The organism is Paenibacillus sp. L3-i20 (genome assembly GCF_022180385.2).
Lineage (GTDB): Bacteria > Bacillota > Bacilli > Paenibacillales > Paenibacillaceae > Pristimantibacillus.
In genome coordinates, this window is sequence record NZ_BQME02000001.1 from 793,659 (window position 1) to 820,242 (window position 26,584).

Annotated in this window: 23 protein-coding genes and 1 pseudogene; 11 read left to right on the forward strand and 13 right to left on the reverse strand. The window is 36.9% G+C overall.

Annotation, left to right across the window (positions count from 1 at the left end):
- Positions 1–200: 200 nt before the first annotated feature.
- A complete protein-coding gene (locus MFF31_RS03965) occupies positions 201–1,892 on the forward strand; it encodes a methyl-accepting chemotaxis protein (protein ID WP_238186816.1) in 1,692 nt (563 codons plus the stop codon).
- A gap of 103 nt (positions 1,893–1,995) precedes the next feature.
- Here MFF31_RS03965 and MFF31_RS03970 read toward each other — a convergent pair.
- From MFF31_RS03970 to MFF31_RS04015, 11 genes and pseudogenes are all read right to left on the reverse strand, one after another.
- Positions 1,996–2,718, reverse strand: a pseudogene (locus tag MFF31_RS03970) (quinone oxidoreductase family protein); the annotation flags it as partial.
- Between the two features lie 266 nt (positions 2,719–2,984).
- Positions 2,985–3,977: an ABC transporter ATP-binding protein gene (locus tag MFF31_RS03975; RefSeq protein ID WP_238186817.1), complete on the reverse strand. Its 993-nt coding sequence runs from the start codon at positions 3,975–3,977 to the stop codon at positions 2,985–2,987.
- A 14-nt stretch (positions 3,978–3,991) separates the two neighbouring features.
- Positions 3,992–4,774, reverse strand: coding sequence for an ABC transporter permease (locus MFF31_RS03980; protein WP_238186818.1), 783 nt, complete (start codon positions 4,772–4,774; stop codon positions 3,992–3,994).
- Complete coding sequence (locus MFF31_RS03985; protein ID WP_248565393.1) at positions 4,771–5,616, reverse strand: ABC transporter permease; 846 nt, start codon at positions 5,614–5,616, stop codon at positions 4,771–4,773. The genes MFF31_RS03980 and MFF31_RS03985 overlap by 4 nt, the downstream gene beginning before the upstream one ends.
- A 105-nt stretch (positions 5,617–5,721) precedes the next feature.
- On the reverse strand, positions 5,722–6,696 hold the full coding sequence (locus tag MFF31_RS03990; RefSeq protein WP_238186820.1) for an acyltransferase: 975 nt from the start codon (positions 6,694–6,696) through the stop codon (positions 5,722–5,724).
- Positions 6,697–7,005: 309 nt separating this feature from the next.
- Positions 7,006–8,085: an AI-2E family transporter gene (locus tag MFF31_RS03995; protein ID WP_238186821.1), complete on the reverse strand. Its 1,080-nt coding sequence runs from the start codon at positions 8,083–8,085 to the stop codon at positions 7,006–7,008.
- A gap of 299 nt (positions 8,086–8,384) precedes the next feature.
- Positions 8,385–8,513: a hypothetical protein gene (locus MFF31_RS25155; protein ID WP_282570416.1), complete on the reverse strand. Its 129-nt coding sequence runs from the start codon at positions 8,511–8,513 to the stop codon at positions 8,385–8,387.
- An 82-nt stretch (positions 8,514–8,595) separates the two neighbouring features.
- Entirely contained in the window at positions 8,596–10,029 is a 1,434-nt protein-coding gene (gene dcuC / locus MFF31_RS04000; protein WP_238186822.1) for a C4-dicarboxylate transporter DcuC, read from the reverse strand.
- 34 nt (positions 10,030–10,063) lie between these two features.
- A complete protein-coding gene (rihC, locus tag MFF31_RS04005) occupies positions 10,064–10,984 on the reverse strand; it encodes a ribonucleoside hydrolase RihC (RefSeq protein ID WP_238186823.1) in 921 nt (306 codons plus the stop codon).
- A gap of 74 nt (positions 10,985–11,058) precedes the next feature.
- Positions 11,059–11,943 (reverse strand): ribokinase, encoded by an 885-nt coding sequence (gene rbsK, locus MFF31_RS04010; protein WP_238186824.1) that lies wholly within the window; start codon positions 11,941–11,943, stop codon positions 11,059–11,061.
- A gap of 11 nt (positions 11,944–11,954) precedes the next feature.
- Positions 11,955–12,929, reverse strand: coding sequence for a LacI family DNA-binding transcriptional regulator (locus tag MFF31_RS04015; protein WP_238186825.1), 975 nt, complete (start codon positions 12,927–12,929; stop codon positions 11,955–11,957).
- A gap of 356 nt (positions 12,930–13,285) precedes the next feature.
- Here MFF31_RS04015 and MFF31_RS04020 point away from each other — a divergent pair, with 356 nt between their 5' ends.
- The 10 genes from MFF31_RS04020 to MFF31_RS04065 all read left to right on the forward strand — a co-directional run bounded on the left by MFF31_RS04020 (position 13,286) and on the right by MFF31_RS04065 (position 22,055).
- A complete protein-coding gene (locus MFF31_RS04020) occupies positions 13,286–13,825 on the forward strand; it encodes a hypothetical protein (RefSeq protein WP_248565394.1) in 540 nt (179 codons plus the stop codon).
- A gap of 140 nt (positions 13,826–13,965) precedes the next feature.
- The gene (locus MFF31_RS04025; RefSeq protein WP_238186827.1) at positions 13,966–14,640 is read left to right on the forward strand and encodes a response regulator transcription factor; all 675 of its coding nucleotides are present in this window, start codon (positions 13,966–13,968) and stop codon (positions 14,638–14,640) included.
- Positions 14,637–15,971, forward strand: a complete 1,335-nt coding sequence (locus tag MFF31_RS04030) for a HAMP domain-containing sensor histidine kinase (RefSeq protein ID WP_238186828.1) — start codon at positions 14,637–14,639, stop codon at positions 15,969–15,971. The genes MFF31_RS04025 and MFF31_RS04030 overlap by 4 nt, the downstream gene beginning before the upstream one ends.
- Before the next feature lie 188 nt (positions 15,972–16,159).
- On the forward strand, positions 16,160–17,077 hold the full coding sequence (locus tag MFF31_RS04035) for an ABC transporter ATP-binding protein (RefSeq protein ID WP_238186829.1): 918 nt from the start codon (positions 16,160–16,162) through the stop codon (positions 17,075–17,077).
- Positions 17,074–17,808, forward strand: coding sequence for an ABC transporter permease (locus MFF31_RS04040; RefSeq protein WP_238186830.1), 735 nt, complete (start codon positions 17,074–17,076; stop codon positions 17,806–17,808). Before MFF31_RS04035 ends, MFF31_RS04040 begins: the two co-directional genes overlap by 4 nt.
- Before the next feature lie 14 nt (positions 17,809–17,822).
- The gene (locus MFF31_RS04045; RefSeq protein ID WP_238186831.1) at positions 17,823–18,014 is read left to right on the forward strand and encodes a hypothetical protein; all 192 of its coding nucleotides are present in this window, start codon (positions 17,823–17,825) and stop codon (positions 18,012–18,014) included.
- A gap of 48 nt (positions 18,015–18,062) precedes the next feature.
- Complete coding sequence (locus tag MFF31_RS04050; protein WP_238188483.1) at positions 18,063–18,935, forward strand: polyprenyl synthetase family protein; 873 nt, start codon at positions 18,063–18,065, stop codon at positions 18,933–18,935.
- Positions 18,936–18,949: 14 nt separating this feature from the next.
- On the forward strand, positions 18,950–19,108 hold the full coding sequence (gene comX, locus MFF31_RS04055) for a competence pheromone ComX (RefSeq protein WP_248565395.1): 159 nt from the start codon (positions 18,950–18,952) through the stop codon (positions 19,106–19,108).
- A gap of 56 nt (positions 19,109–19,164) precedes the next feature.
- Positions 19,165–21,402: a sensor histidine kinase gene (locus MFF31_RS04060; protein ID WP_248565396.1), complete on the forward strand. Its 2,238-nt coding sequence runs from the start codon at positions 19,165–19,167 to the stop codon at positions 21,400–21,402.
- Complete coding sequence (locus MFF31_RS04065) at positions 21,399–22,055, forward strand: response regulator (protein ID WP_238186834.1); 657 nt, start codon at positions 21,399–21,401, stop codon at positions 22,053–22,055. Before MFF31_RS04060 ends, MFF31_RS04065 begins: the two co-directional genes overlap by 4 nt.
- A 233-nt stretch (positions 22,056–22,288) precedes the next feature.
- Here MFF31_RS04065 and MFF31_RS04070 read toward each other — a convergent pair whose 3' ends face one another.
- Entirely contained in the window at positions 22,289–23,695 is a 1,407-nt protein-coding gene (locus MFF31_RS04070) for a S8 family peptidase (RefSeq protein WP_238186835.1), read from the reverse strand.
- A 21-nt stretch (positions 23,696–23,716) separates the two neighbouring features.
- Entirely contained in the window at positions 23,717–26,560 is a 2,844-nt protein-coding gene (gene lanM / locus MFF31_RS04075) for a type 2 lanthipeptide synthetase LanM (RefSeq protein ID WP_238186836.1), read from the reverse strand.
- Positions 26,561–26,584 lie beyond the last annotated feature (24 nt).

Genomic DNA, 26,584 nt, shown 5'->3' on the forward strand with positions numbered 1-26,584 from the left:
GTTTACTTCAATTGTATATTATTTGATGCTCATAATACGAGATTTTGAAAAGATTAATCACATAAATCATTACAGTTTGAAGTAATATTTCAGCATATGTTGAAAGCACTTACACTACTGATGTGTAGGCTATTGTAATCATTAACGACATGTACTATATTAGAAATGTTCATCCAATACATTCCAATAAAGGAGTCCCTATGCGCCTAACGATTAGCAGAAAGTTATTTGCAGGCTTTATGGCTGTTTTACTCGTACTCATTACTACAATTGCCATAATCTATTTTCAAATAACACGGGTCGAGCGTAATTATCTCGATTTAGTAGAAGACAAAGCCCATAAGTTGATCCAGATCAAGCAGCTTAACGTTACCGTAAAAAAGGAACAATCCGGAATTCGCGGCTATTTACTTCTAGGCGATCAAGATACCTTACAATATTTCACTGACGCTCATACGGAATATGAGCAATTGACTACAGACCTAGGCGAACTACTGCAGCACCCTGAGGCGCAGTTAATTCTTCAACAACTCAATCAATTTGAAAGCGAATATTATCACATCTCAAATAATTCAATAGAATTAAAAATTCAAAATAAAACAGAAGAAGCGGTTCAACTAGCGGCCACTAGAGGTCAAAATATTATTTTCCGCTTTGATCAAAAGGCAGAAGAGCTGGCTGCATTCCAGCAAGGGTTATTAGATAAAGAGAAAGAAACAACTGCCCGTGAAGTAGCATCTATCAAAACACTGATTATCTTCTTAGCACTTGCAGCTATTTTGACAAGTCTAATTATCTCCTGGTTTATCGGCAGAATGATGTCCAGACCCATCGTTGCTATTGCTCAGGCAGCCAAAAAGATCGCAATGGGTGACCTCTCCTCCCATGAAGTATCCGTTACAAATAAGGATGAAGTAGGAGATTTAGCCATTTCGTTTAACCAGATGTCTAACAATCTCCGTCAATTGATTTATCAAGTTAGTTCCAATACAGAGCAAGTGGCTGCATCATCCCAGCAATTAACTGCAACTAGTGAGCAGGCCTCCTTTGCCTCACAACAAATTGCAACAACGATGCAACATGTAGCAACTGATGTGAAGCAGCAGTTCCATCATCTCGAGGAAGCTTCTACTACAATGGATGAAATGGCTGAAAGTGTTCAACAGATCGCAGGACATGCAAAGAACGTTTCAAGTACAGCTAATGAAGCTTATGTGCGTGCATCTGAAGGAGGACAAACGATTAGATCGGCGATTGAACAAATGAACTCCATCCACCGTACCGTTTCTAGTCTATCCCAGTTGATTAATGGCTTGAATGAACGTTCCTCACAAATTGGGAAAATATTAAAGGCCATTTCTGACATTGCCAAACAAACGAATATCCTCTCCTTAAACGCTGGTATTGAAGCTGCGCGTGCGGGAGAGAATGGCCGGGGATTCGCTGTTGTAGCAGGTGAAATTCGTAAGCTGGCAGAAGAGTCCGCACAATCTGCAGGGCAAATCGCCGAGCAAATTAGTGCAATTCAGGAGGAAACGAAACACGCGGTACATACAATGGGGACAGCAACAACTGAAGTTTCTTCTGGCATTGAAGCTGTCCATTCAGCTGGTGCAGCCTTTGAGCATATACAAGGCTCCGTGAACTCAGTAAACAAGCAAATCCATGAAGTATCTACTTCCATCCACCAGATGGCTGCAGGTGCTGAACAGATCGTACAATCCATGAAATTTATTACGGGCATATCGGAGACAACAGGCACAGGTGCACAGGAGGTTTCTGCTGAGACTGAAAACCAATTGTCGTCAATGGAGAAAGTGTCTTCATCTGCTAGAGAACTAAGCGAGATGGCAGAGCAATTACAGATTACGATAGAAAAGTTCAAAGTATAGAAATTTACAAAGAATAAGTGCAAAGTAAAGAAGCATATAAAGAATAAGTGCAAGGGCGCTCTCTCATAAAGTAGAGAATTCTACATGTGAGAGAGCGCCCTCTTTATGATTTATGTACATACAATAGTATTTTTCCAGTGCTATTTCTGCTTTCAACTAGCTCGTGCGCGAGTGGAGCGTCCTCAAGCGATAGCTTTTTGCTAATATGCACCTCAAGCTTACCTTCTTCAATCAGTTTAAACACATGAGAGGCCGTTTCCTTTAACAGCTCTGGGCGTTCTTTCCTCGTTGTTCCAAGGCTAAATCCAATAACTTGTCGACAGCTTGCGTGCAAATCTTTCGTTTGCATTTCTGCATATGATCCACTTGAATTACCAAATACAACTAAACGACCGAATTTGGCTAAACACCCTAAACTTTGCTCCGTTATGACTCCTCCAACTGAGTCCAAAATAACATCAGCACCTCTACCCTCAGTTAGCTCATTTACTATTTCTGCGAAGTTATCCGTTTCATAGTTAATGACATGATCTGCACCAGCACTGACTGCTATCGGTACTTTCTTCTCACTACCAACGGTTCCAATAACTTTCGTTATCCCTAACGCTTTTGCTATCTGTATAGCTGTTGTACCAACTCCGCCAGACGCAGCATGAATTAATACCGTTTCATCGGGCTGTATTCGTGCTACGTCTGCAAGTAGCTTGTAGGATAAAAAAGATACAATTCCGCATGCACCCGCAGTATTAAAATCAACACTATCCGGTATAACGAAAGTTAAGTTTTCATCTTGTCTGCTGAACCAAACTTCTCGACAATAACTGCCCTCATATAAACACTCCTAGTTTCATTATACGGAACATAGTTTCATAATATAACAATTATAACCCAGACATGTAAATGAGGAAATCCCTAACATAGTAATCCAAAGATGACATCAAAAAAATAAATCAACCGTGTCAGAGTAGAAGCTCTGAGCAGCTGATTTATTAAAAATAGCAAATGTTTAAAAGGAAGTGAATGTCTACTCCCTTCCTAACAAAATTTAATACTCAATATAACTGCTACACTATGAAATATTAGATCCACTTTCTATACCAAAGTGACGGTTTTTTTCGTTTCGTTATATAATTCCTTCATGACTGCATCAATCGGCAACGCTTCAATAGACATATCGAGTATGCCGCAGCTTTCGTTAAATTGCCTGATGAACCCTTTGAGCGGCATTATATCGATATCGATTTCAAGTTCTACCTCACACTCGTTAATCCTCTTGAGCAGCTCTATACCCGGTATAAACTTATCAGGAAACGGCGTGTCAGTTGTTAGTTTTACAGCCTTCTTCCCACCTAATCTTCCACGCAGCTCATTCAGCGTATTGTCGAACACGATTTCCCCATGATTGATGACGATTACCCGTTCTGCAAGCATCTCTACATCATCCAGATCATGGGTAGTCAATATGAAAGTAACACCTTGGCTATTCATCTCTTTAATGAAATCACGAATTGTTTCTTTTGCAATAACATCGAGTCCGATCGTAGGTTCATCCAGGAACACTAGCTCAGGCCCATGCAACATCGCCATAATAAATTCGCACTTCATTCTTTCACCAAGGGATAGCTGCCTTGTTGGCTTACGCATAATTTCTCCCACATCGAGCACTGTTGTAAGGTGATCCAACGTCCTTTTGTAAGCCTGTTCCGGTACCCCATAGATGGCCTTATTCATGTAAAAGGAATCTGCAGGAGGAATATCCCATAACAACTGCGACTTCTGACCGAATACAGCACCGATCTTCCGAACATATTGGCTTCTTTGCTTCCAAGGTGTAAGACCAAGCGCCTTGATTTCGCCAGAGGTGGGATGAAGCACACCGGATAACATCTTTAAAGTGGTCGACTTCCCTGCTCCATTCGGTCCTAGGAAAGCAATCATTTCCCCTTTCTCTACTGTAAGGGAAATACTTTTGACTGCATCAACTTGCTTCATCGGTCGTTTAATTAAGTTTATCATCGTCTCCCGCAGTGTATGTCCACGTTCATGGGTCATATATGTTTTCGTTAAGTTTTTGACTTCGATCATAATCATTTCCCCCCTTATCCACCCGCACTTGTATAGGTCTTCAGCATTCGTTGCCAAAAAGCGATACCCGCCAATAAAAACAATATGCCGACTATAGCTGAGATCAACGTTTCCCAGTCAGCACGTCCAAGCAATGCTTTTGCCGGGATAAATGCAATCAAGCCAACAGGAATAATATACGTTGTTATTTGTTGAAATGATTTGGAAAAAATCGTGCCTGGATACAGCCCGAAGCTTGTTAGCGAATCAAAAATATCATAAACACGGCTGCCGCCTACCCATTTAAAGAGCAATCCCGACATAAACAAGGAGAATGAACATAACACAGCAAGTGAAGCCAGAAATAAACCTGCAAACTGCAACCAACCTAATAGTGTTGGAGCTTCTAGCCCTGACATTGCATACCAAAATAGTACGCCGCCGCTAAACAATCTGCCGAAATCCTCAGGATCAAGCCCATTCAGCATAGTCATGAAAAGCGTTGGCCTTGGCTTAAGCAGTAATAAATCAAATGTCCCTTCTCTAACTAACGTTAACGTACTTCCTACCATTCCGAAAAACAGAGGAAAAGCTACTCCTTTCGCTAATCCAAATATCCCTTGAATAAGTAGAGCCTCATGGAGTGACCAACCTGGAAAAGATACCCCTGAGCTATATACGAGTAATGTTAACATCGGAACTAGCAAGTCGCCTGCAATCATCAGAAATATGCTGAGGAAAAAGTGGCTGCGATACGCAGTTTGTTCAGCAATTTTCGTGCGCATAACAGAACCAATACAGAGGAGAACTCCCTTCATACTCCCACCCCCGTAAACCGTTTCATCGCCAAATGGTAGAGCAATAACATCAAGCCAGCCATAAGTGCGGTAGCCCCTGCTTGAAACGCAACGATTGCCGGAATAGACATCGAATAACCCGCCAGCTCGTATTCACCAATAAAAACGCGGGTCGGAACATATGTAATGAACTGAAAAGGTAAGAAAAATAACAGCTTCTGCGTCCATTCAGGGAAAAATGTAAGTGGAATAAATACGCCTGCACTAATATCTTTTAGCAGTAGAAATACCCGTCTTACCCCCTCTGCACGAATGAGCCAAAAAGCTGTCAGACCCACACAATAGTTAACCATAAAGTTCATTAGGAAACTTAGTACAATCGAAATGATAGCCCAAACAGGCTGTACTGGAACAAGCTTAATCCCGAACAAGAACATGAAAATAAAAAAGATGGGGATAAATTCGATGATGATACCTAAAGAGCGGTGACCTACTTTTTGCGAGAAGGCATACAAATAGTGAGGCATTGGCCGAAGTGCAAATGTTACATATTTCCCTGTACGTACGAGCATCTGCAAATTCCAATCGGCAGAATCATAAATAAAATAATTAATGACCGTTGCAATGCCAAAATAGGCTAACATCTGCTCCAATGTAAAGCCGTTAATCTTTTCCGTACCTTCATATACAGACTGCCAAATAAAGTATTGCGTTAAAAAGTATACGGGCCCTACGAGCAACGATGCAGCCATATGGGAGCGATAAGCAAGCCACTCCTTATACGTGGCAAAACCAATTGCATGAACAGAACCCAGTATCCTGCTTACCTCCACCTTCTTCACCTCATGACCCATTTTCGACATATTTTACAAGAATGTCTAGGTATCGTCTATAAGTGAATAAATTTTCCATTGCATAGTGCAATAAATAGGAGGTAAGTATCAACTTAATGTGTTCTGAGCGAAGGCTTAAATGATTCGTTTCAAATAAGGGACTTTGGAAATCGCCCAAATGATTAAGTAACTTATGGGTAGTGTAATCGACATCGTAACTACTATACCGACTACTGGATGAACGAATGTTGCATTAATATGAAGTTTTTGATTTAGGAGGGTTAAAATTAATGCATGCACAAGAAATACACCAAAGCTGTATTTATCTAAAAAAGCTTGGAACGGAATCTTTATCGGATGCTTTTGGAAAAATACAAATATACCTACCGACATCAATAATACATTAAGCGTAAAATATCCGTAGAAGAATCGGTCAAACATACCATCATTCATAGCTGTTAGGTAGTATGTACCAAAGATCGTAATAACGAGTCCTATAGGAAATAACCATGCAGTCAGCTTAGGCTTATACTTCTCCAAGTAATGTCCCATGACAAAATAGCCGATATATTCAATCGCTAGCGGCACTCTAAATCTGATATCCAAATCTGTAAATCTAGTAAATAAGGGAATAATAGCACTATTAAAGATCCAAAATACGATAAACAAAAACAACATGCCCTTGGGAGTAACTTGCATCCATCTTTGCAATAGAGGAGTCACTAAATATAATCCGAGGATTGCAAAAAGAAACCATAGATGATAATAAGGTGCATCGACTGCCTTTTTCATTAAAGTAGAAAGAGACATATTATGTACGATGTACTGGAGAATCAAATAGAATAGACTCCAAAATAGAAACGGAATCGCTATTTTCTTTAATCGCTTCCTGTAGAAATAGCCTGCTTCCTCCACTTTATTTAGTAGTAATGCCCCGCTTATCATAAAAAATATCGGCACAGACCAGCGAGTAAAGGAATCTACGATATTACCGTACCACCAATACTCTAAACCATTTTTCTCAAATGAAAAAAGTAAACCTGCACTGATGTGGAGCATGACCACAGCAAAAGTTGCTGCGATTCGTAATGTAGTAAGATGTTGCTTCAAGTTATGCCCCCGCTTTGTACATTCATGTTGCATGTATCTCAGTTTCAACTTTCGAATGCTAGTATTCGACAAATGAGATAAGATTTCCTTTTTTATTACTATGACTTTTGATGGATTGTTTATTTTCTATACTGTATCCTGATAGTTAGATGGACTCATGAGCATATTTAAAAAAGATGGCTCCTGATGCAATCTCAGGAGCCATCCTATTACCGCTTCATTCTAACGGTTTTTCTATAGTGTCTACATACAAGGTTATAGCTCAGAATGAACTTAGGTACAGCCTAATGTCTTCCTCGGGCTTAAACTTTACGCTTCTTCCCACTTTTTCTTGAAGAACAATTCATACACTTTCATAACAACAATTTTTAGCATCATATAGATAGGAATAATTAGTAATATTCCTAAGATACCTGCCAAATCTCCTCCGACCAATACGAGGATAATTGTCGTTACCGGATGAATAGCAAGTTGTTTGCCGAAAATATAAGGAGCAATGAGATTATCTTGTATTTGTTGCGATACAAGTATAATGATCAATGACCAAATTGCAATTGACGGAGATTCAATAAATCCAATAATAACAATCGGAACTGATGACAAAATCGCTCCAATAAACGGAATGAAATTCAATATGACCGCTACTACAGTTAACAATAGTGCATATGGCAAGCCTATAATAAGAAAACCTAGATACATGAGTACACCTAACGCCAAGTTAATGAGCACTCTTCCTATTATAAAACTGCTAAGCGAATAATCGATGTCTTGTACTACTTTGGAAGCTTCTTCGTGATATCTTTTTGGAGCTAGGCTAATCATTTTCCGCCCAAAACCTCCACTTTCCTTCAACATATAAAACAGAATGACAGGAAATATAAATAACACAACAGCAACGTTCGAGATTACGCCAAACAAACCTGCCACATATTCCGTCATAAACGTAAATCCTTTGTTCAAATAGTTAGTCAGCTCAGACAATGGATTTACGTCTTTCGGAAGATACTCCGCTAGAAATCCGCTTTGTTCAAGTTCTTGCAATTGTTCATTCAGAGCGTTAAGCAAACTAGGAGCGTTGTTCACCAGATTTAGCAATTGAGTTTGCAGTGAAGGCCAAACGCCAATAAATAAGCCAGCCAAAACTACTGCTATAACCAAATAAATTAGAAGAACGGATAATGTTCGATTAACTTTCTTCTTTTCCATCCAGTTAACCAACGGGAGCAAAAGATAATAAAAGAAAACAGCTAACATTAGAGGCACAGTAACAATTGTAATTAGAGAAAGGATTGGCTTGAAAACAAAGTTAACAAGTGATCCCACATATATGATTACTAATACTAAAAGCAACGCAAAACATATTTTTATAAATTGATTAAGTTTAGCCACATTATTTCTCCTTATTGTTGAACGTTAAATGATTATCATACATAATGTATCCAATATCTTTTATCATAACACACTAGTGTTGCATCATTCGAATCAGTCAAATTTCTTAAGCGTTTTACTTAGCAACATACTGGTACACGGATATTACTTTAAAAGAAATTTGTGTTGCACCTCGGACCACTCAAATAAGTCTGTATCTATTACATGCTTGTCCAGCAAATGCAGTCTTTCTTCATAGCTGGTGTATCGTCGACCACTTCTTCCCCAATCTCTTCACGCTTCCTCTCATCCTCTGCATACTAACATTCCGATCTCAAATGAAGGTCGAACCATATACCGCTGTCTGGCTCTAGTCGAGACTGCCTTTCAAACTCCTTAATCGCATGTCCATTGGGCCATGGATTGTCTTTAAAATATATTCGATTCATAAAAAACTCTCCTTTTAAATAGATTTTCTCATAAAAAAAGAGAGCAAGCGCAATGCCTGCTCCTCTTTCTTTATATATCCCATTAAAGGAATATAATCATTGATAATACGAACATGAATATTACACCGGCTATCATTGGTACGGATGTTCTTTTTACAATAGCGATCGGATCTGCTTTAACTGTACCTGCTACGATCAGGATAACTGCCGCAACTGGGGAAACAGCACGGAACAGGTTGCCAGATAGACCTAGTGGTACAGAGATAGCAATTGGGCTAATGCCCGCTGCTACTGCAAGCGGAACGATAAGCGGTACCATTGCAAAGATTAGAGCAGTACCACTGCCGCTCAAGATAACGATAAGAGCAGTTAGTGCAACTAAGATAAGCGGTAGAATAAAGTCTAGTCCATTACCTTGCATCTGTTGCATAGATGTCTGTAGCTGATCAACTAGACCTATTGATTTCAAACCGGTTACAAACACAGAAGCTGCAACTAGTAGCGCTACGATTGGAATCGCATCGCCCATCCCTTTAAAGAAAGCTTCTGTCTTAACCAATACGCTTTTGTTAAACTTATGTCTAAACAATTCGCAAATAATTGCAAGGATTAACGATACTAATGTTGCAACTTCAACACTAATTTCAATCGTGTTGCCAGTTGTCATTTGGATAGCGTAAGCACCAAGCAAAAGGATAATAGGGAACACAGGAAGAAGCGCATATACTGTTTTGTATAACTTACCACCGCTGATTACAGCAATAGCTGGCACATCCACGTTTTCTACATCTTTACCAGACTCTTTAAGCAGATTGGACTTCTTGTCCATTCTCTTCTGCCAGAAGTAATGAACGAAAGCAATAAAGATCAAAGTAGGAATTGAAACAAGAGCATGATAGTTAAATACATAATCCGTAACGCTAAGACCTGCAAAGGATGAATGCTTCGCAAGTTCTTCTGCAATTGCAACATTATCACTACCTAGCGGTGTAGGAACGATCGTTGCCGAAGTTGCAATTACTGCCCCTGCTGTCAAAGCTGTCATACCTGCTTTTCTTAATATCGGGTACAACGTAGCTAATAGAATGATCGCAAGGTTCGATGCACTTGGAATAACAAGTGACAATGCATTACCTAGTAGGAATACGATAGGTACCAAAACGTAAACGGACTTAATTTTTGCAATCGGTTTCGTTAATGCATTGACAGTCACATCATTGGCACCGATGGATGACATATAAGCTGTGTATCCACCGAGGATAAGAACGATAAATCCTGCTGCACCGAACGTTTGCTTGAACTGTGTAACGATTACTTGCAGTGGATCTAATAGGAATGATCCCGTTGATTCAAAACCTTTAACAGCAATTTCTTTATCCATACCCATACTAATGAGAATAAGAATGATACCCATTAGAAATAGTGTGATTTTAATGTCCATTTTTTTAATTAACATGTATATAACGATTGATACAGCAATAATTGCAGAAGCATACATTACGAGATTGGAATCCATAGCTTCATTTCCTCCCTGTTCATCTTGGTGTCACTTAGTTACACTTTTGCAAGCTTTCCAAAAACCACTTTTTAAATACGTCTGCATCAATATCGACACATACTTTTGCATTGTTTGGTTGTTTTAAATATCCTTTTAAATCTACTACCGTACAGCCTGCCGTCATCGCGCCCTGCAATTCAATGTCAACAAAAGTGTCGACCACTTGGAACATTTCTGGCTTCAGCAAGTAGGCAATCGCAGTAGCATCATACATTTTCAATCCTGTTTTCATGCTGCCGCCTCTATATTTTTGGAACAATTGATAGATCATGCGACCTGTATCATTCATTCCTTTAAGCTGCTCACTATCTTCTGGATAAACAAGAGCCTTAAGTCCAACATCCAATGGCACCATGACTACTGGCAACTTGCTTTGGAATACAATCTTCGCTGCATCTGGATCGGCAACAATATTAAACTCCGACATAACGCCCATATTGCCTCGACCTGTTGAACCACCCATCAATACGATTTTTGCAATCTTTTCTTTCACTTCAGGATACATGGACAGAAGAAGCGCAATATTAGTCAATGGACCAATCGGAACGAGTGTAATTGGCTCTGGGCTTTCCATTAGGACACGACGCATCGCATTGACAGCATGTTCTTTCAATACTAGATCTTTTGTAGGTTCTTCGAACTCAAAACCATCCATCCCTGTAGATCCATGAATATCACTTGCATCAATCGGAGCTTTAATTAACGGTTTTGTAGCTCCTAATGCTACCGGAATATCTTTACCGAAAAATTGTAGAAGTCTTAGTGCGTTAGTCGTTACCTTATCCAGTCCAACATTACCAGCAATAGTCGTAATTAACTTAACTTCTAACTCTTCGCTGTAAAGAGCAATCGCTAGTGCAACTGCATCATCAATACCCGGGTCTGTGTCAATAATAATTGGTCTCTTTGTCATGTTGTTCATCCTCCTTAGGAATTGTAAAGTAAGCGATTTCATAAATGATACAGAAAGCAGCAGCCGATAGCTGACTACTTCATGCTTTTAATAAAAATGTCCACTTCTTGAGCAGTAGGCATTCCTGTCTGTGCTCCTAGCTTGGTCGTCGATAATGCAGCTACAGCATTGCCGTATTTACAAGCTTCTCTTAGACTTAAGCCTTTAATAAGTCCAATTGCTAGCCCGCCGTTAAATGAATCGCCAGCACCTGTTGTATCAACAACATCTATTTTGTAAGCAGGAATATTGGATTGTTTGCCATCTTCACTAAAGGACACACCTTCACTACCCTTAGTGACAACGAGCTTACCATTCAACTCTTCTTCATCTCTGTTTTGTCTAAGCAACTGCTCTTCATGCTCATTCGGAGTAACATAATCAATGTTGCGAAGCAACTCTGATGGCAACTCTTGAATTGGCGCCGGATTAAGAATGACTGTCACACCATTTTCCTTAGCTATTTCAACAGCTTTTATTACGCCTTCGAGCGGTGTTTCAAGCTGAACGATAAGAAGATTACTTTCCGCAATTACGTCACGTTTCGACTCAACAAATTCTGCTGTTACATAATTATTAGCTCCTGGAACAACAATAATACTGTTGTCTCCATTTGCAACGATAATTGTAGCTGTGCCAGTAACATCAGTAACCGGTTCCACATTCGTTACATCAACACCTTCTTTTTGAAGATGCGCTAATATATCCGTACCAAATGTATCTTGGCCTACACAACCAATCAATTGCACATTAGCACCTAGCCTTACAGCTGCTACTGCTTGATTCGCACCTTTACCACCTGGATTTAATATAAAATGTTCTCCAAATAGTGTTTCACCTACTTTCGGCACTTGCGAAGTAATGGTAACTAAATCCATGTTGATACTTCCTACAACAGTAATTTTCGGTTTCTGCTCCATGCCAAAGCTCCTTATGTTGAATTTCTCTCTATCAGCTCAACATCTAATTTATAATATGTTTTCTCAAGAGGCTGCTGCTCCATCAAATGAACAAGCATTGTTGTAGCCTTTTCCCCTAACTCATAGATAGGCTGTACAATAGTTGTTAATTCGGGCGTAAGGACGGTAGAAAGAGTGATACCATCGAATCCAATAATTTTAAGCTCTTCTGGTACTTTCATCCCTAACTGATACGCAACCTTTATGGCACCAATTGCCATAATATCATTTGCTGCAAATATGCCGTCAATATCAGGATGTCTAGTGAGAAGCTCTTTTGTTGCTTCAATCGATGATTGCATATCAAAATTACCATTTACGATGAAGCTATCATCATACCAAGGTTCACCTGAAACAACTTCCTTGTAACCGTTGAAACGTTCTTCAGCATTAGCTACTCCATGAGTTCCTCTAATATGACCAATTTTCTTACAGCCTTTACTTTGTAAAAACCGTGTAGCAATAATTGCTCCCTTATTGTTCTCTGCTACGATCGTCGGCAAACCTTTACTAATTTCACGGTCAATGCTCACTACCGGAATATTAAGTTCTTTCACTTGGGCAGCCGTTAACGTATTGGATGAAACAATAATGCCGTTTACATAGTTTTGTCTGAGTACATCCAAATATGATTTTTCTTTATCTATATTCCCATCTGAATTGCACAAAATAATCGTATAACCCGACTTTGTAGCCTTGTCTTCGACAGCTCTCGCTAATTCTGTGAAAAATGGGTTCATAATATCAGGGACAATTAGACCAATTGTATTAGATTTTTTCTTGAATAGACTTCTCGCTACTTCATTCGGCTTGTAGTTTAATTGTTTAATTGCTTTTTCAACATTTTCTCTTGTGCTTTGTCCAACATATCCTTTGTCATTAAGCACTCTGGACACTGTTGCAACAGATACACCTGCAAGCCCAGCAACGTCTTTTATAGAAGCCATTCTCTCACTCCACCCTAATAGGTAACCGGTTACACAACTAATATACTACTGATTATGTCGATAGTCAATGCTTACTATTCAGAATACAATTTCCGGTTCGTTATCTAGGTACAACTTGTGTTTGCTGTCGAACCTTTTTTGCCCAAAACGTGAAAATCAGTAAGAAATTAACGTTCTCTATTAAGAATCGACAAAACAATACAAAATCGTCCAAAGACAATGGAAGCATTTTCATGTAAGATGAAGTAGTTGCAATAACTTACATAATCCTCCTTCTTACATGCAACTGCTGTCGATATATAGAATACTACTGATTATTGTTTAGGGGTGCATGTAGTGTGTACATTTCAAGGTCAATGAGGAAACCTAACAAGTCTCCTTCTTTATTTTACCTGACATTAGTTACGATCATGAGAATATTGTTTGGGTTTGGTTGGTTGCTAGCAGGTATTACTAAAATAACAGGAAAAACAGGAGAAATTTCATGGTTTCAATTTCCTGGACAATTTTTAACCGAATATTTAAGTGCTGCTGCCTTAAAACCTCATGTCCCTGTCTTCTATAAATATTTTATAGAACACTTTTGCATTCATTGGGTTATACCTTTTAATTATGCGATACCGATTGTTCAAATCATGATGGGCATATTTATTATGATGGGATTTAGAATTTTACCTTCTGTACTCATCTGTATGTTCATGCATGTGAATTTTATATTGTCAGGTAATATGAACTTGATCAGCTTGACACTGTACACAAGTGCATTCCTTATTCTTCTGAATTTGCAGAAATCAAACGTATTTAGCATAGAACATCTTCCTTTACTTTCTAAGAGAAAAAGAAAGCGCAAACAATACGCTCATAGTCATCCTGTTACACCTACTGTAACGAGTTGATTAATAAAAAGCAGCTAGTTCCTCATCCGAGGGCTGGCTGCTTTTCTTCTTCTAGCTTCACTACTAGATTTCAGGTGTAAAATTTCTGTAATTTTTGTACAATGAGGTAATGTAATCCATTTTAGAAAGGGTGGGAGATAATGGGTAATCAGATTTTGTATTTTGAGGATGATGTTGAAATAGGCGATTTGGTTACAAAAGATTTAGAAAGTAGAGGGTACGGAGTTACATGGAGAGTATCATCTGATCAGTACCCCCAATTTATTAAACAAGCAGATTTAATTATATTAGATATTATGCTTCCTGGCTTAGATGGTTTTACAATTGGCGAACGCATAAAAGCAATACGCTCAGACGTTCCAATTATTTTTTTAACAGCTCGTACATCTATTGAAGATGTTTTAAAAGGACTTGTATACGCGGATGATTATCTCACCAAGCCCTTTCACCCCGATGAATTAGCCGCTAGAATTGATGTTCTTCTCCGAAGATTTGATAAGGTCGCAAAGAGTAGCGTTAACATTCAACATTTAGTAATTGATTTTAATACTAATCGAATTATGGATACCCGTACAAATGATGAAATTATATTGACGGAAAAACAACATAAAATTTTTTATTATTTTCTAAGACACCCTAATCAAATACTTACAAAAGAACAGATTTACGAGCACATTTGGGAGCAATCGTACATTGAAGGCGATAAAACTTTAATGGTGCATATCAGATATTTACGACAAAAAATTGAGATAGACCCTCAGTTTCCGACTGTTATTGAAACGATTCGTGGTATTGGTTACAGGGTGAAACAATGAAATTATCTACGAGATATCTCTTAATTATTGTATTATCTATTTTTATATTCCCTATCTCATATCTTGGTGTTAATCTTGTGTACTACTTTGCTTTAACCGGATTAAATGATCAATCTTCAGAAATTTATCATGATCCTATCGAGACCAAGAAAGAATGGAATGAGATTGTAGCTGGACTATCCGGCAAATCCAATAATGAAATTATAAACGGACTTACAAAAGCTGAAAATTATCAAAATGCCCAAGTAAAGTGGGTAAATTCTGATGGGATATTACTTTTTAATACTAATAAAAACGACGATACATCTTGGAATGTGGGTAAAGCAATAGCGTTTATGCAACAAGCGGATAGCTCTTCCTATTTTACTGTTACAACTTCTTTAATAGGAAGCGAAAATGAAGGATTCGTTATTTTACAAATCCCTCTCAAATATGTTGGATCTCAGTGGGATATTGTTCGTGATAAATATGTGATTATCTGGTTTGGTGCACTTGCGTTTATATGGTCATTAGTTATATTTGTTTCGTGGTTATTTTTCAATAAATTACGCAAGCGACTTGTAGCGCTTCAATTAAATATGGAAAAGGAATGGGAGCACGGAATACCACCACAATTAATGGTTAAAGTAAATGATGAAATTGGACAACTGGAACACTCTTTCAATAAAATGGCGGAGCAAATTCGTGTAAGTAAACAAAATGAACAGCAACAAACAGAACTGCGTAAACAACTCATTACTAATTTATCTCATGATATTCGTACACCTTTAACAGTCATTAGAGGCCATGCTTTTAAATTGAATCAGTGTTCCTTGTCTGGAGAAGCCGAAGCATCCGCAAAAGCAATTCAGAATAAAGTCGATTTTTTAGGTGTGTTAATTGACAACATGGCTTCCTTTACACTTCTTAGCTCCGGAATGCTTCCAATGAATATGACTGAGGTTGATGTGAGAAAAATTGTTCGATCGTCGATGTCAGAGTGGTATCCTATCTTTGAACAAAAAGGATTTCAAATCGATATTGAGCTAGATCACTCAGTAATATGGAGAATGGATGAAGTTTGGTTTAAGCGGGTCCTCGATAATCTGTTGCAGAATGTGATGCGGCATGCTCAATCCGGTAAGTATATTGCTATTAAGTTTGTAAAAACTCCACAATACGTAGGATTATTAATTAAGGACCATGGTCCCGGCATGGAGGCAATATCCGAATGGAGAGGCACAGGCATTGGTCTTTCCATCATTTCTGAAATGCTGACTCAAATGAATATTGCGTATGAATGGAACAGCACACCTCAGGGTACTGAAATTATCATTTATGCAAAAGAATGAATGACTTACACGATCGAACTGACATTGGACCGCCGATGTCAGTTTTTTTATTGATAAAAATATGCATGATTTAGAAATTTTCATCCATTTTTGAATTTAACCTATTTTTAAACAAGATCACACCTTGGATTTAAACAAGTCTGACTACAATAACATTATAACTAGAAAAAGAAAGGAGATGGCTACTAATGTCCGCTCAATATTTATTGGAAGCTCAAGGGATAAACGTCAATATTAAAAAACATTCCATACTCAAAAATGTAAATCTTAGTCTGAAGGGAGGTAAAATATACGGCCTGCTTGGTCCCAATGGGGCCGGTAAAACAACATTGCTAAAAGTATTGCTTGGAATCAATCGTCCCATCACAGGAAAAGTGTTGTTTAACCAACACAATCTTTACGAAAATCCAAATAAGGATGTTTTAAAAACGATCGGAAGCATTATAGAATATCCCGGTTTCTATGAGAATCTAACTTTATATGAAAATTTAGACCTGCATCTACGCTATCAAGGTAAGTCAGCATCACAAAATGAAATAAATGAATTACTCGGATCAGTTGGCCTTTTTTCTGACAGAAGTAAGCTCTTTTCACAAACTTCGTTAGGAATGAAGCAAAGACTGGGTATCGCAAGGTCTATGTCCCACAAACCTAAATTATTACTATTGGATGAACCTACGAACGGACTAGATCCGCAAGGTATTAAAGAAATTCGAGAAACACTTATTAGCGAAGTTATAAGCAGAGGCACAACAGTCATCATATCCAGCCATATTTTAAGTGAAATTAATCTTATGGCAGATGAACTCATCATGATGAATAAAGGTGAAATCATATTTGAAACAAATAATATGAAAAAACACCACCCTATGTTTTTGTATAGAGGAAAAGTTTTAACAACATTCCAAAAAGCAAAGTTAGAAGCGATCTCGGATCATATCTACATGGACGATAACGGCGTAATTGAGTTCATTTCCACTCTAACAAAAGATGAATTTACTCAATATGCAGCTACACATGAACTACAGTTAGAAAACGTTGAAGCATTTGAGCTTCCATTAGAGGATCTTTATATGAAATTAATTTCGAGGAGCACACAATCATGAACATACTCATAAAGAATGAAATGCTTAAGCTTAAACGTATTAAGTCAGTCATTGTTATCGTATTGCTCAGTTTGTTCCCCTATCTAATCAATACGATAGGGTTACTTTCGATGAGATCGGATACGGATTATGATCGATACTATTTCTTCGTATTTAATCAGAACGCAATATTGTTTCCGACCATCATCTTTATTTTTACTGGATATGTCTTTTACTTGGAATTCAAAAATAGGACGATGCTGAATTGGATTTCGTATCCTTTCAATAATTTCAAACTTCTGCTTTCTAAAATGCTTACCATCTTCATCTTTTTATTTTTTGTAGCATTTCTAACTCACTTGATTCATTTATCAACGTTGTGGGCTTCATATTCAGGCGAAATAAAACCGTTTGAAATAATAAATTTATTTCTCGGCTCATTATCATTTTCAACATTAAGCCTACTCATGATTCCAGTTGCGGCATTGATCGCTTTTGTCACACGTAATCTTGTTACCGTAATTATTATAGGAGTTGCTTCTATCTTTGTTACAACTATGTTGCTAGGAGCCGACTTTTCTATAGCTTACCCTTTCGCCTACATTTACAGATTAAGTATTCAGTTTTTTGATCCCACATTTGGATATCCGAGTGTTAGCTTCACACTCTGGGGAGCATTAATACTTGTCTGTTATGTGCTTATACCTGGTTTATTGCTTTACAGAGCTGCACAAAATCCACGAATTAATTAGAAGGAGTGAATGTTATGGGACCAATATTTTTGATTATCGCAGTAATTTCGCTCGCTATAGCCCTCTTTATGTTTATTGGGAGGGTCATTACAGATGGTTTATCAAAAGCGTTAGAACGTGGAAATAAATCATCAAAAGTTATTTTATACAGCTTTATCGTATATTTAGTTAGCTTCGGAGGTTTTATCTTTGTGACAAATAATTAGGTGCCTGGAAAATGTGTATGGATATCGTTTAAAGGAGTTGCTTAATTGGTGGCCGAATTAATATCTAACAAATCTTTCCAAGACATATGTGGCGAATCACTACTATTTAAACAAAGGGAAAATACCCCATTTAAAGAAATAGCTACTGCTCACTACATCGCATTTGGTGGAAACTCTGATGATATGCACAGAGTTTCCACTGCTGTTGAACAGCTTATCTTGTCTTTGGATATCTTTGATGATATTCAAGATAACGATAATGAAGAGGCTCCTTGGAGACAAATAGATAGTTCTCAAGCTATCAACATTGCTTTATGGTTTTTGAGCTCTTCTATTAAGCAGCTAGCCTCCCTAGAGATACCCGGAGCATTAAAAAACATTCAATATTTTTCAAACTTTTTAAGCACATCAATCGAAGGCCAATTTCTTGATTTAAACAATCAATGCAACACAGAGGAACAATATTTAGACATGTGTGCAAAGAAGTCAGGTTCCCTAGTAGCAATTAGCAGTTTAATTGGCACATCAATGGCTACTGATCAGAATCATGAAATTGTAGCTCAATATGCATCCGCTATAGGTATTGCTGGTCAGATAGCCAACGATAGTAACGATCTATTTTGTTTTGATTCCAAAAGCGACTGGAGACAAAAAAAGAAGACGCTGCCCATCATATACTTGCTTGAAAACAAAGAGATGGGAAGCGAACTTATTTATGATTATTTAAATGAGAAAATTAGTTACGAACATTTTGTAAGTCGAAAAGAGGAGGTGATAAATGCGTTACATGATTCGGGAGCATTAATCTATGCTGATGTTGTAAAAAGAAGTTATGAACAGAAGGCAATCGCATTAATTCAAACGATGCCCATCAGTGTCGGGAATCAAGATTATTTAATAGATAGCTTATTAAAAAAATAATAATAGGAGTGATAATGATGGCAGAGATGATTAAATATTTGCAAAAAAACAAAGAGGTTATTTCAAAAGTAAAAGAAGGTAAAGCATCGTTAATAGGTATCTCAAGGGAAGAAGAGAAAGTTATTTTGGATTCATTTGATGGCGAAAGAACTAAATCTTATTACTGGATGTAAAGAGAAAAACTATGAAAACCCGGAATGTTTATCTCATCTTCATTATTTTATTTCTAGTGACCGTTTATATTGTAGACATTATTTTCAAATATCCTCTAGTAGGAATTAAAGCTGAAAAATTAAATAATGAATATTACGTAATTAATGAAATTTATACATCCGGTTGGGCAAATACAAAATCAATAAAACCTGGTGACAAGCTATATATGCCGAGCGATGATGCTACGGCAATAGGTAGTAAAAAGAAAATTGAGAGCATCACTTCACTTATTGTTCTTCGAAATGATACGTTTGTTTCTATAAAAGTTAACTATAAGGATGTTACCTTTAAATATTTGTTAAGTACATATTTACCTATCCTTTTATTTATTGTTAATTTATTAATATCACTCTATATGATCATCAAATCAAAAAGAAAGAAGGAAATAACATACCTTTCCTTCTTTTTCATGTCAGTAAGTTTAGGTTACTTAGGAGCGAGTCTATCTGCTCGAGATATTTTTACCGGAAATATTATTACCAGTATTTCATTGTATTTGTGTCCCGTCTTATTTGTGCATTATCTTGTTGAATCTACAAAGAGTAAAGATATTAAGCTGCTCAGTTCCAGATGGATCGCATACCTATACTCCCTGGCAATTGGATTAACAATAATAGTGAATTTGTTCTACAAAGCGTATTCACAGTCCGCACCGTATCTGCTTGCGTTACTCGTTATCGTCGTGCTCACGGTTAGCTTAACGTTGCTACGCATAAAAACGTTACACTTCTTGTTATTTGATATGAAGTTTAAGGTTGTTCTTTATGCTATTACTGTAGCATTTTTCCCCTTTTTGTTTTTGTACATTTTACCGGAAGTCTTTTTAGGTGAAGCTATTTTACCTGCAGAATATACAACCATCTTCTTATTTGCGATCCCATTCTCAGCTATCTACATCATTATTAATGACAAAATGGCTGACATGGAATATGTATTCCATCGTCTTTTGTACTATATTATTTTATCTACTTTACCCTCTTTAATTATTTTCACATTAATAAATATAATCATTAACCATGAACTTGGTGTAACACAAGGCGCAAGAATCTTTGTCATATGCTTAAGCACGATAGTTGGTTTTTTATTTTTAAAAGAAGAATACGATAACTTAATTGGTAGCAAGCTATTTCCAAAGAAACAGAGATATCAAGAAAGCTTACTCAGATATTCAGTTGACGGGAAAAAGAGCAACACCGCTGATGAGCTTATACAAGTTTTGACCAAAGAAATTAAAGCGGTTATTTCATCAGAATATGTTATAAAAGTTCAATATTGCCGTAAAAACGGTGTTTTTTGCTATAACGATCCCTATATAGAAAGAGATATTGTCTATATAAAATCAAGTATAGATATGTATGAATTACAGATCGGACAATTATTAAATTCCTATAGTGGCTATTTTCTTGTCGTTAGTGAAAATGCAAAAATGTATACGTTAATTTATATCAGCTTCAAAAAGTACGGTGTGAAATTAAATAAAGATGATGTGATCTGGCTAAGAACAATAGCATTGAACACCAATATCGCCTTACAGTGTTATTTATTTATGCATGATATATTAAATGAAATTGATAGTATTCGTACCGGACGAAACAGCTCCTTAATGCTTACAAGAATGTTTTTTACAATATCAGAGGAAGAAAGAAAAAAACTATCGAAAGAGATTCATGACTCCATTCTACAAGAGCTTATTTTTATGTATAGAGAACTTGAAGAACAAGCTAAAGGTAATAACAATCTTCATTCTTTGAGTGAAAGGCTATTAGAGGCCATCCGTCATACTAGAGAAGCCTGCTTCGACCTGCGGCCTCCATTTTTAACTGAAATGGGTATTGTTGATTCTGTTAAGTCGATGATTGATAGATATCAAACAAGAGAAGGCATCATAATAGATTTTGTACATAACGTCGAAGTCGATGTGCAGCCGAGCGAAGAAATATCCATTAACATTTATAGAATCATACAAGAATTACTTAATAATGCAGTTAAACACTCTAAAGCTGATTGTATCGTCTTATCCCTCGCACTTAATACAGAACGTTTACTACTATTGTATGAAGATGATGGGGTTGGCTTTGATGTCAAAGCAAATAATAGTACCAAAAAACAGTTTGGAATTGTTGGGATTAATGAAAGGGTGAAAAGTATAGGAGGTACTGTGACAATGTCTTCTCAACCAAATGAAGGTTTATTAGTAAAAGTACATGTTCAAAATAAAAACGACACAAAAAGGGGCGAGGATAAGTTGTTATGATAAACATACTATTAGTCGATGATCATATCGCTGTTGCCCTAGGCACTAAAGGAATACTGGAAAGTAAAGGAGATATTAAAGCAACTGTACTATCTTCTAGTGAGCTCGTTATTAACGAAATACATTCAAATGATTATGACATCATTCTTCTTGATCTGTACATGCCTGTATTGAATGGATTGGAATTATCAAAACAGATTTTAGAAATCTTTCCTGGGAAAAAGATTATAATTTACACCGGATTTGATGTATCTGCTCATTTTAATTTGCTTGTTGAGACAGGAGTATCAGGGTTTATTAGCAAAGCTTCTACATCAGAGCAAATTTTATGCTCCATATATTGTGCACTTAGAGGAGAAACGGTGATACCAACAAATCTGTTTCAACAATTACGGCGTTCAGAAGCAAGGCCTCAACTTGGAATGAAGTCCGAGTTAAAGGATATAACATTAAATGAGAGAGAGCAGTTAATCTTAGTATCTATTGCTGAAGGACTAACCAATAGAGAGATTGCGGAGAAGTTACTTTATAGCCAAAGATCTGTAGAGTATATACTAACTGGTATTTTTAATAAACTTGATGTTCGTTCAAGAGCTGAGGCGCTAATGAAAGCTAATAAGCACGCATTAATAACGATGACGTCTATGCCGTAGCCATCTAAGATATTTTATAAGCTTTACTCCTGCACAATAGATACACTGTCCCTTAACCGGCTGCTATCGATTATAAATCGGTATTAGCCGGTTTCCTTTTGTTTAATAAAATTAACCTGTACAAAAAACATCCCTCTAATCATTCATCGATTAAGTCCCAAAGGCTTCGATGCTTCTTAGTAGGGATGTATTTCTCATGATCTATTTAATTGTTTAATAAGTAATAGGAACACTTATTTTAACGCTTCGTAAACGTTCAGCACACCATGTCCCACATAACGTTCGTCTATTTGATTGTTTCGATCAATTCCTTTTTCATAAAGGATTTTTATGGCCTTTTCAGGGTTATCTTTTAATTGGAATTTTTCAATAATTAAAGCGAGCGCTCCAGCAACTTTGGGTGCTGCAGAAGATGTTCCTGCGCCAAAAGTATATCCTCCGTTTAGAGCAGTACTCAATATATTTTCTTTCATAAATAATTGGTCAGCCACCCACTTTTCGGGACCATATTGTTCGTATAGCCTAAGATCGCCCCCTGGTGCTGCAATATCCACCAGATCGCTTCCATAGTTAGTAAAGATTGAGTGTTCGTTTGTAGGCCCAATTGATGATACAGTAACCACTCCTTTAATGTCGGCCGGAACATCAAGCAATTCCTGATCATCATCTTCATCACTATTAGGAAATTTCTCCTCGATGTATTGTTCTAATGCATCTTCATTATCAAAATTTAATGAATCATTACCGACAGCAGCAACAACCGCACTGCCCTTCTTAATGGCGTATTTAATTGCTCTCTCGTAACCTTCTAGCTCAGCAACTTGATCATCTCTGTCATCATCGTCACCTTCTACCACATATTCACCTAGGCTAAGGTTAATTACATCTACGTCATCATTAGCCGCTTCAATAATGGCTTTAATAATCCATACTGAATCCGCTGAACTTCCACCAAATACACGATAAATTTTCATTCCTACGTTAGGAGCAACGCCTTTAATTAATCCGTTTGCACCGATTTGACCAGCTACATGGGTACCATGCCCTGACAAATCCTCAATATTATTAATTTCCCCAAACTCTTGCGGTTCTTCACCTCTATAACCTAGCGCTGGAACTAAATTTTTTGAGCCTTGCATGAGGTTACCTACTAAATCGGGATGATCGGCGTCAATTCCAGAATCAATTACACCAACTACTACAGCGTTACTTCCAGCATAAGTATCATAACTTTGGCCATTTGCTGTCACTTGAATCATGTCCCATTGGTAGTCCCATAATGTAGTTATTCTAGCTGCCGATTGTACTTCAAATACATGATTTACTGGTGGTTTAGTTGCACGCAGTGATGGATTAAATGTATCTACTCCACCTATCTCTCCAAGTAACTCTATTTCTTCTTCTGTTGCTTTTACTTGAACAATCCCTACTTCAGATACATAATAGGCAACTTGAAGACCAAGTTGTTCTACGTTGCTGATAAAATCATTAACATTTTTATTTTTTTTAAGTAAAATCGTATAATAGTTTTCAGTTGAACTTGCCATTTGTTCAGTTGAAGCTGCTGATTGCGAAGCAAACAATAATGACACTAGCGATATAACAACGATTATTCGTTTTATTAGCTTTCTATTTTTCATGAAAACAACCTCCGTTATAATTTAATCCAATACCAATACTGAAGGAAGACTAGCATCCTGCAATCTTAATAACGTATACAATTGTCCTGTCTTGCCCATCATAAAACCGATGCTGGAGCTATCATTTGCCATACCATTTTGCCAACCCGTTTTGGACATTTGCTCATAATACTGATTTACCCAATTGTTAATAGTTGTTTCTATTTCGGCTCTTCTATTAGCGAAAATAGTAAGCTTGGAAACTTCCAGCAATATATCCACATTACCGATAGTTCCATGACATAACGAATTCCCCTGTTGATGCACGTAACCATCTTTAATCGTTTGGTCTAATGCGATATCTAAATAGTTAATATGAATGACATTACCTAAATTTTCTTTTATTCTAGCCCTTCCAAGCAAAATACCCGAAGCGCCATGGCACCAATAGGGATTAGAACAGTTACCATTTGTGTTTCTATTATCAAGCCAACCCTTTTGCTCGCTAATATAATACTGATCTTCCTTATTTAAAGCCTTTTGAATAACATTAATGATATCTTGATTGCTGCCAAAAACTTTGCAATACTCTGACAGAGAAAAACAAATACCTGTAATCCCATGTGAAAATCCTGTTAAAATGCGCTCTTCAAAATGGTCAGAATACCAATAAATCTCATCATTATTTTGAATTGCACGACTTAAGATAACTTCACATACTACTTTTGCTGCTTCTTGAACAATTGTTAGGCCTGTTCCACTGTATAGATTCGTAAGTAGTTTGAGAGTGCCTGCAAGTCCTCCTATAAAATCTAACTTATCGTATTTATTTGCCTGTTCTATTACTTGTTCCGCAAATTGTACATACCTCTGCATAACATCTTCTTCAATTACATTTTGTTTTCTTAGGTACTCCATATAATAAATAAAAGAACTCGTTCCAGAGAAAACAGAAAGATCCTCTTTAAGACGACTATTTTCTAATATACGATCCATTGTTCTAGCTATATTTTGGGCTATCGACCGTGTAGATTCTTCTTGATGACCGAAAAGTTTATAATAAGCCGACAGATAAATACCTATTCCGGCAAGACCATCATATATTCCATAACCGACAGGTCCAGCTACCATCTTTCCATCCGGGCTTAAATTTACAGATATCCATTGTGCATAACCTTCTATTGGAATTTGCTGATTCAATAATTTTGTCGTTTCATTCTCGATTAAATGATTGGTTTCCACTGGTTTTCCAGTTGGTAACTCACTACCTTTTGAATGAGCGTCATGTTCTCTATTCGAATTTGCTGCACTTACAGCCAAATTAATAAGCTGTATTTGAAAGAGCATATCCTCTTTTGATAAACGGCTAATTTTTTTAATAATTTCCTTTTTAGGACTACGTGTTATTAAATTACACGCCATCTCCTCATCCTTACTACTGAAGACAGAGGTTGAATCAAAATACGTGTAAAAATACGGAACATCCCCTTCATACATATCATTAATCTCATAAGAAGTTATAGAATGAAACGCCTCATATCTTTCATAGGAATCTTTAAGAAAGGATAATACGCGAATGCGTTCACTTGCATCTTGTAAATATTTTGGGTTAGTAAGCGTTTTTAAATATTGAACATACACGTAGGTAGGTCTCACAATTACTCGTACTGGGAAATTGTCACCTGCATGAATGAGTTGCAATAAATCATTTTCACTTTCTCTCGCCCATTGATATACTTTTACAAATCCATTAATAAAGTCATGTTCATAGTTATAAATCTCTATCGGTTTATCTTTATAAACAGGCAGGTTTTTGGCTCTTTCTAATTTCACCTTTACTTTTTTAATGGATACTTTGTCAGTTCCCTTATTAATGATTTCTTCGGAAACTATTTCTTGATCTTCAATTTTGGAAATTCCCCCGACCTGGAGTCTGCTATTTTCTTCTGGAGTGGAGGCATTCATAAAAAAGGTAGAATGATATACTGTTTTCCCGATAAAGTTACTTACTTGCATGTCAATGTTCTGGTTACCGCCATTTAAGAAATCTAACTCCCCTTGAAACATGGTCTCTAAATCAATCAATATTGGTTGAGATCCGTGGGCAATAATATTTTCATAATGAAAGTCAGAACCATTAAATATATAAATAAAAGCAAGATGCATACCTAATTCATAATAATATTGGCTAACCTCATCTAATTTTTTACAAGGTAAAAACTCAGTGAATTCCTGCCAGCCATAATGACCTCTATCCAATGAAATGGGATTTTTCAAATTCTCGTTACAACTTGTGTTATAAGTGGATACAATTTGTGCATATAATAAATCAGCCTTTAGAGAACGCGGTTTATAAATTAGTGTACCTTTTTCTAAGTGGATGATTGCTACACTTTTGCCCTTACAATGCGTATCCCCTAAATCTATATTTATTTTTTTTAATTGACCAAAATTTCGATTAAATTTAGACTTTATGCTATCGTAGTCAGCCTCATATTGATTGATAATATTAACAGTATATTCAATCAGCTGCTGAGATAAAGTTTGAATCATATGCAGAAGCACAGGATATTTTGCAAAAATACTATCCCGATATACGGCGTCTTCCAGCCGTGTTAAAAAAGCATCATAATGAGCTTTATCGTTTTCTTCATCAAATTCATCAAAAGATTCATGGAACTCATTAATGAGCGTTTTACTGGCCAAAACGTTTAGTTTATTTTCAAAACTATCCATTATCGACCTAACAATGCTTGATTGATTAATATGGATAAGAAGCGTTCTATTCATATAATAATTAAGTTGCTTTTCAAAATCCTCTATAATAAAATGAAAGAAAGGTTTGAAGAAATCTTCTTCTTTTTTCTTTGATATCATTAGGGTCATAAGCATATACACATCCTATAGTGA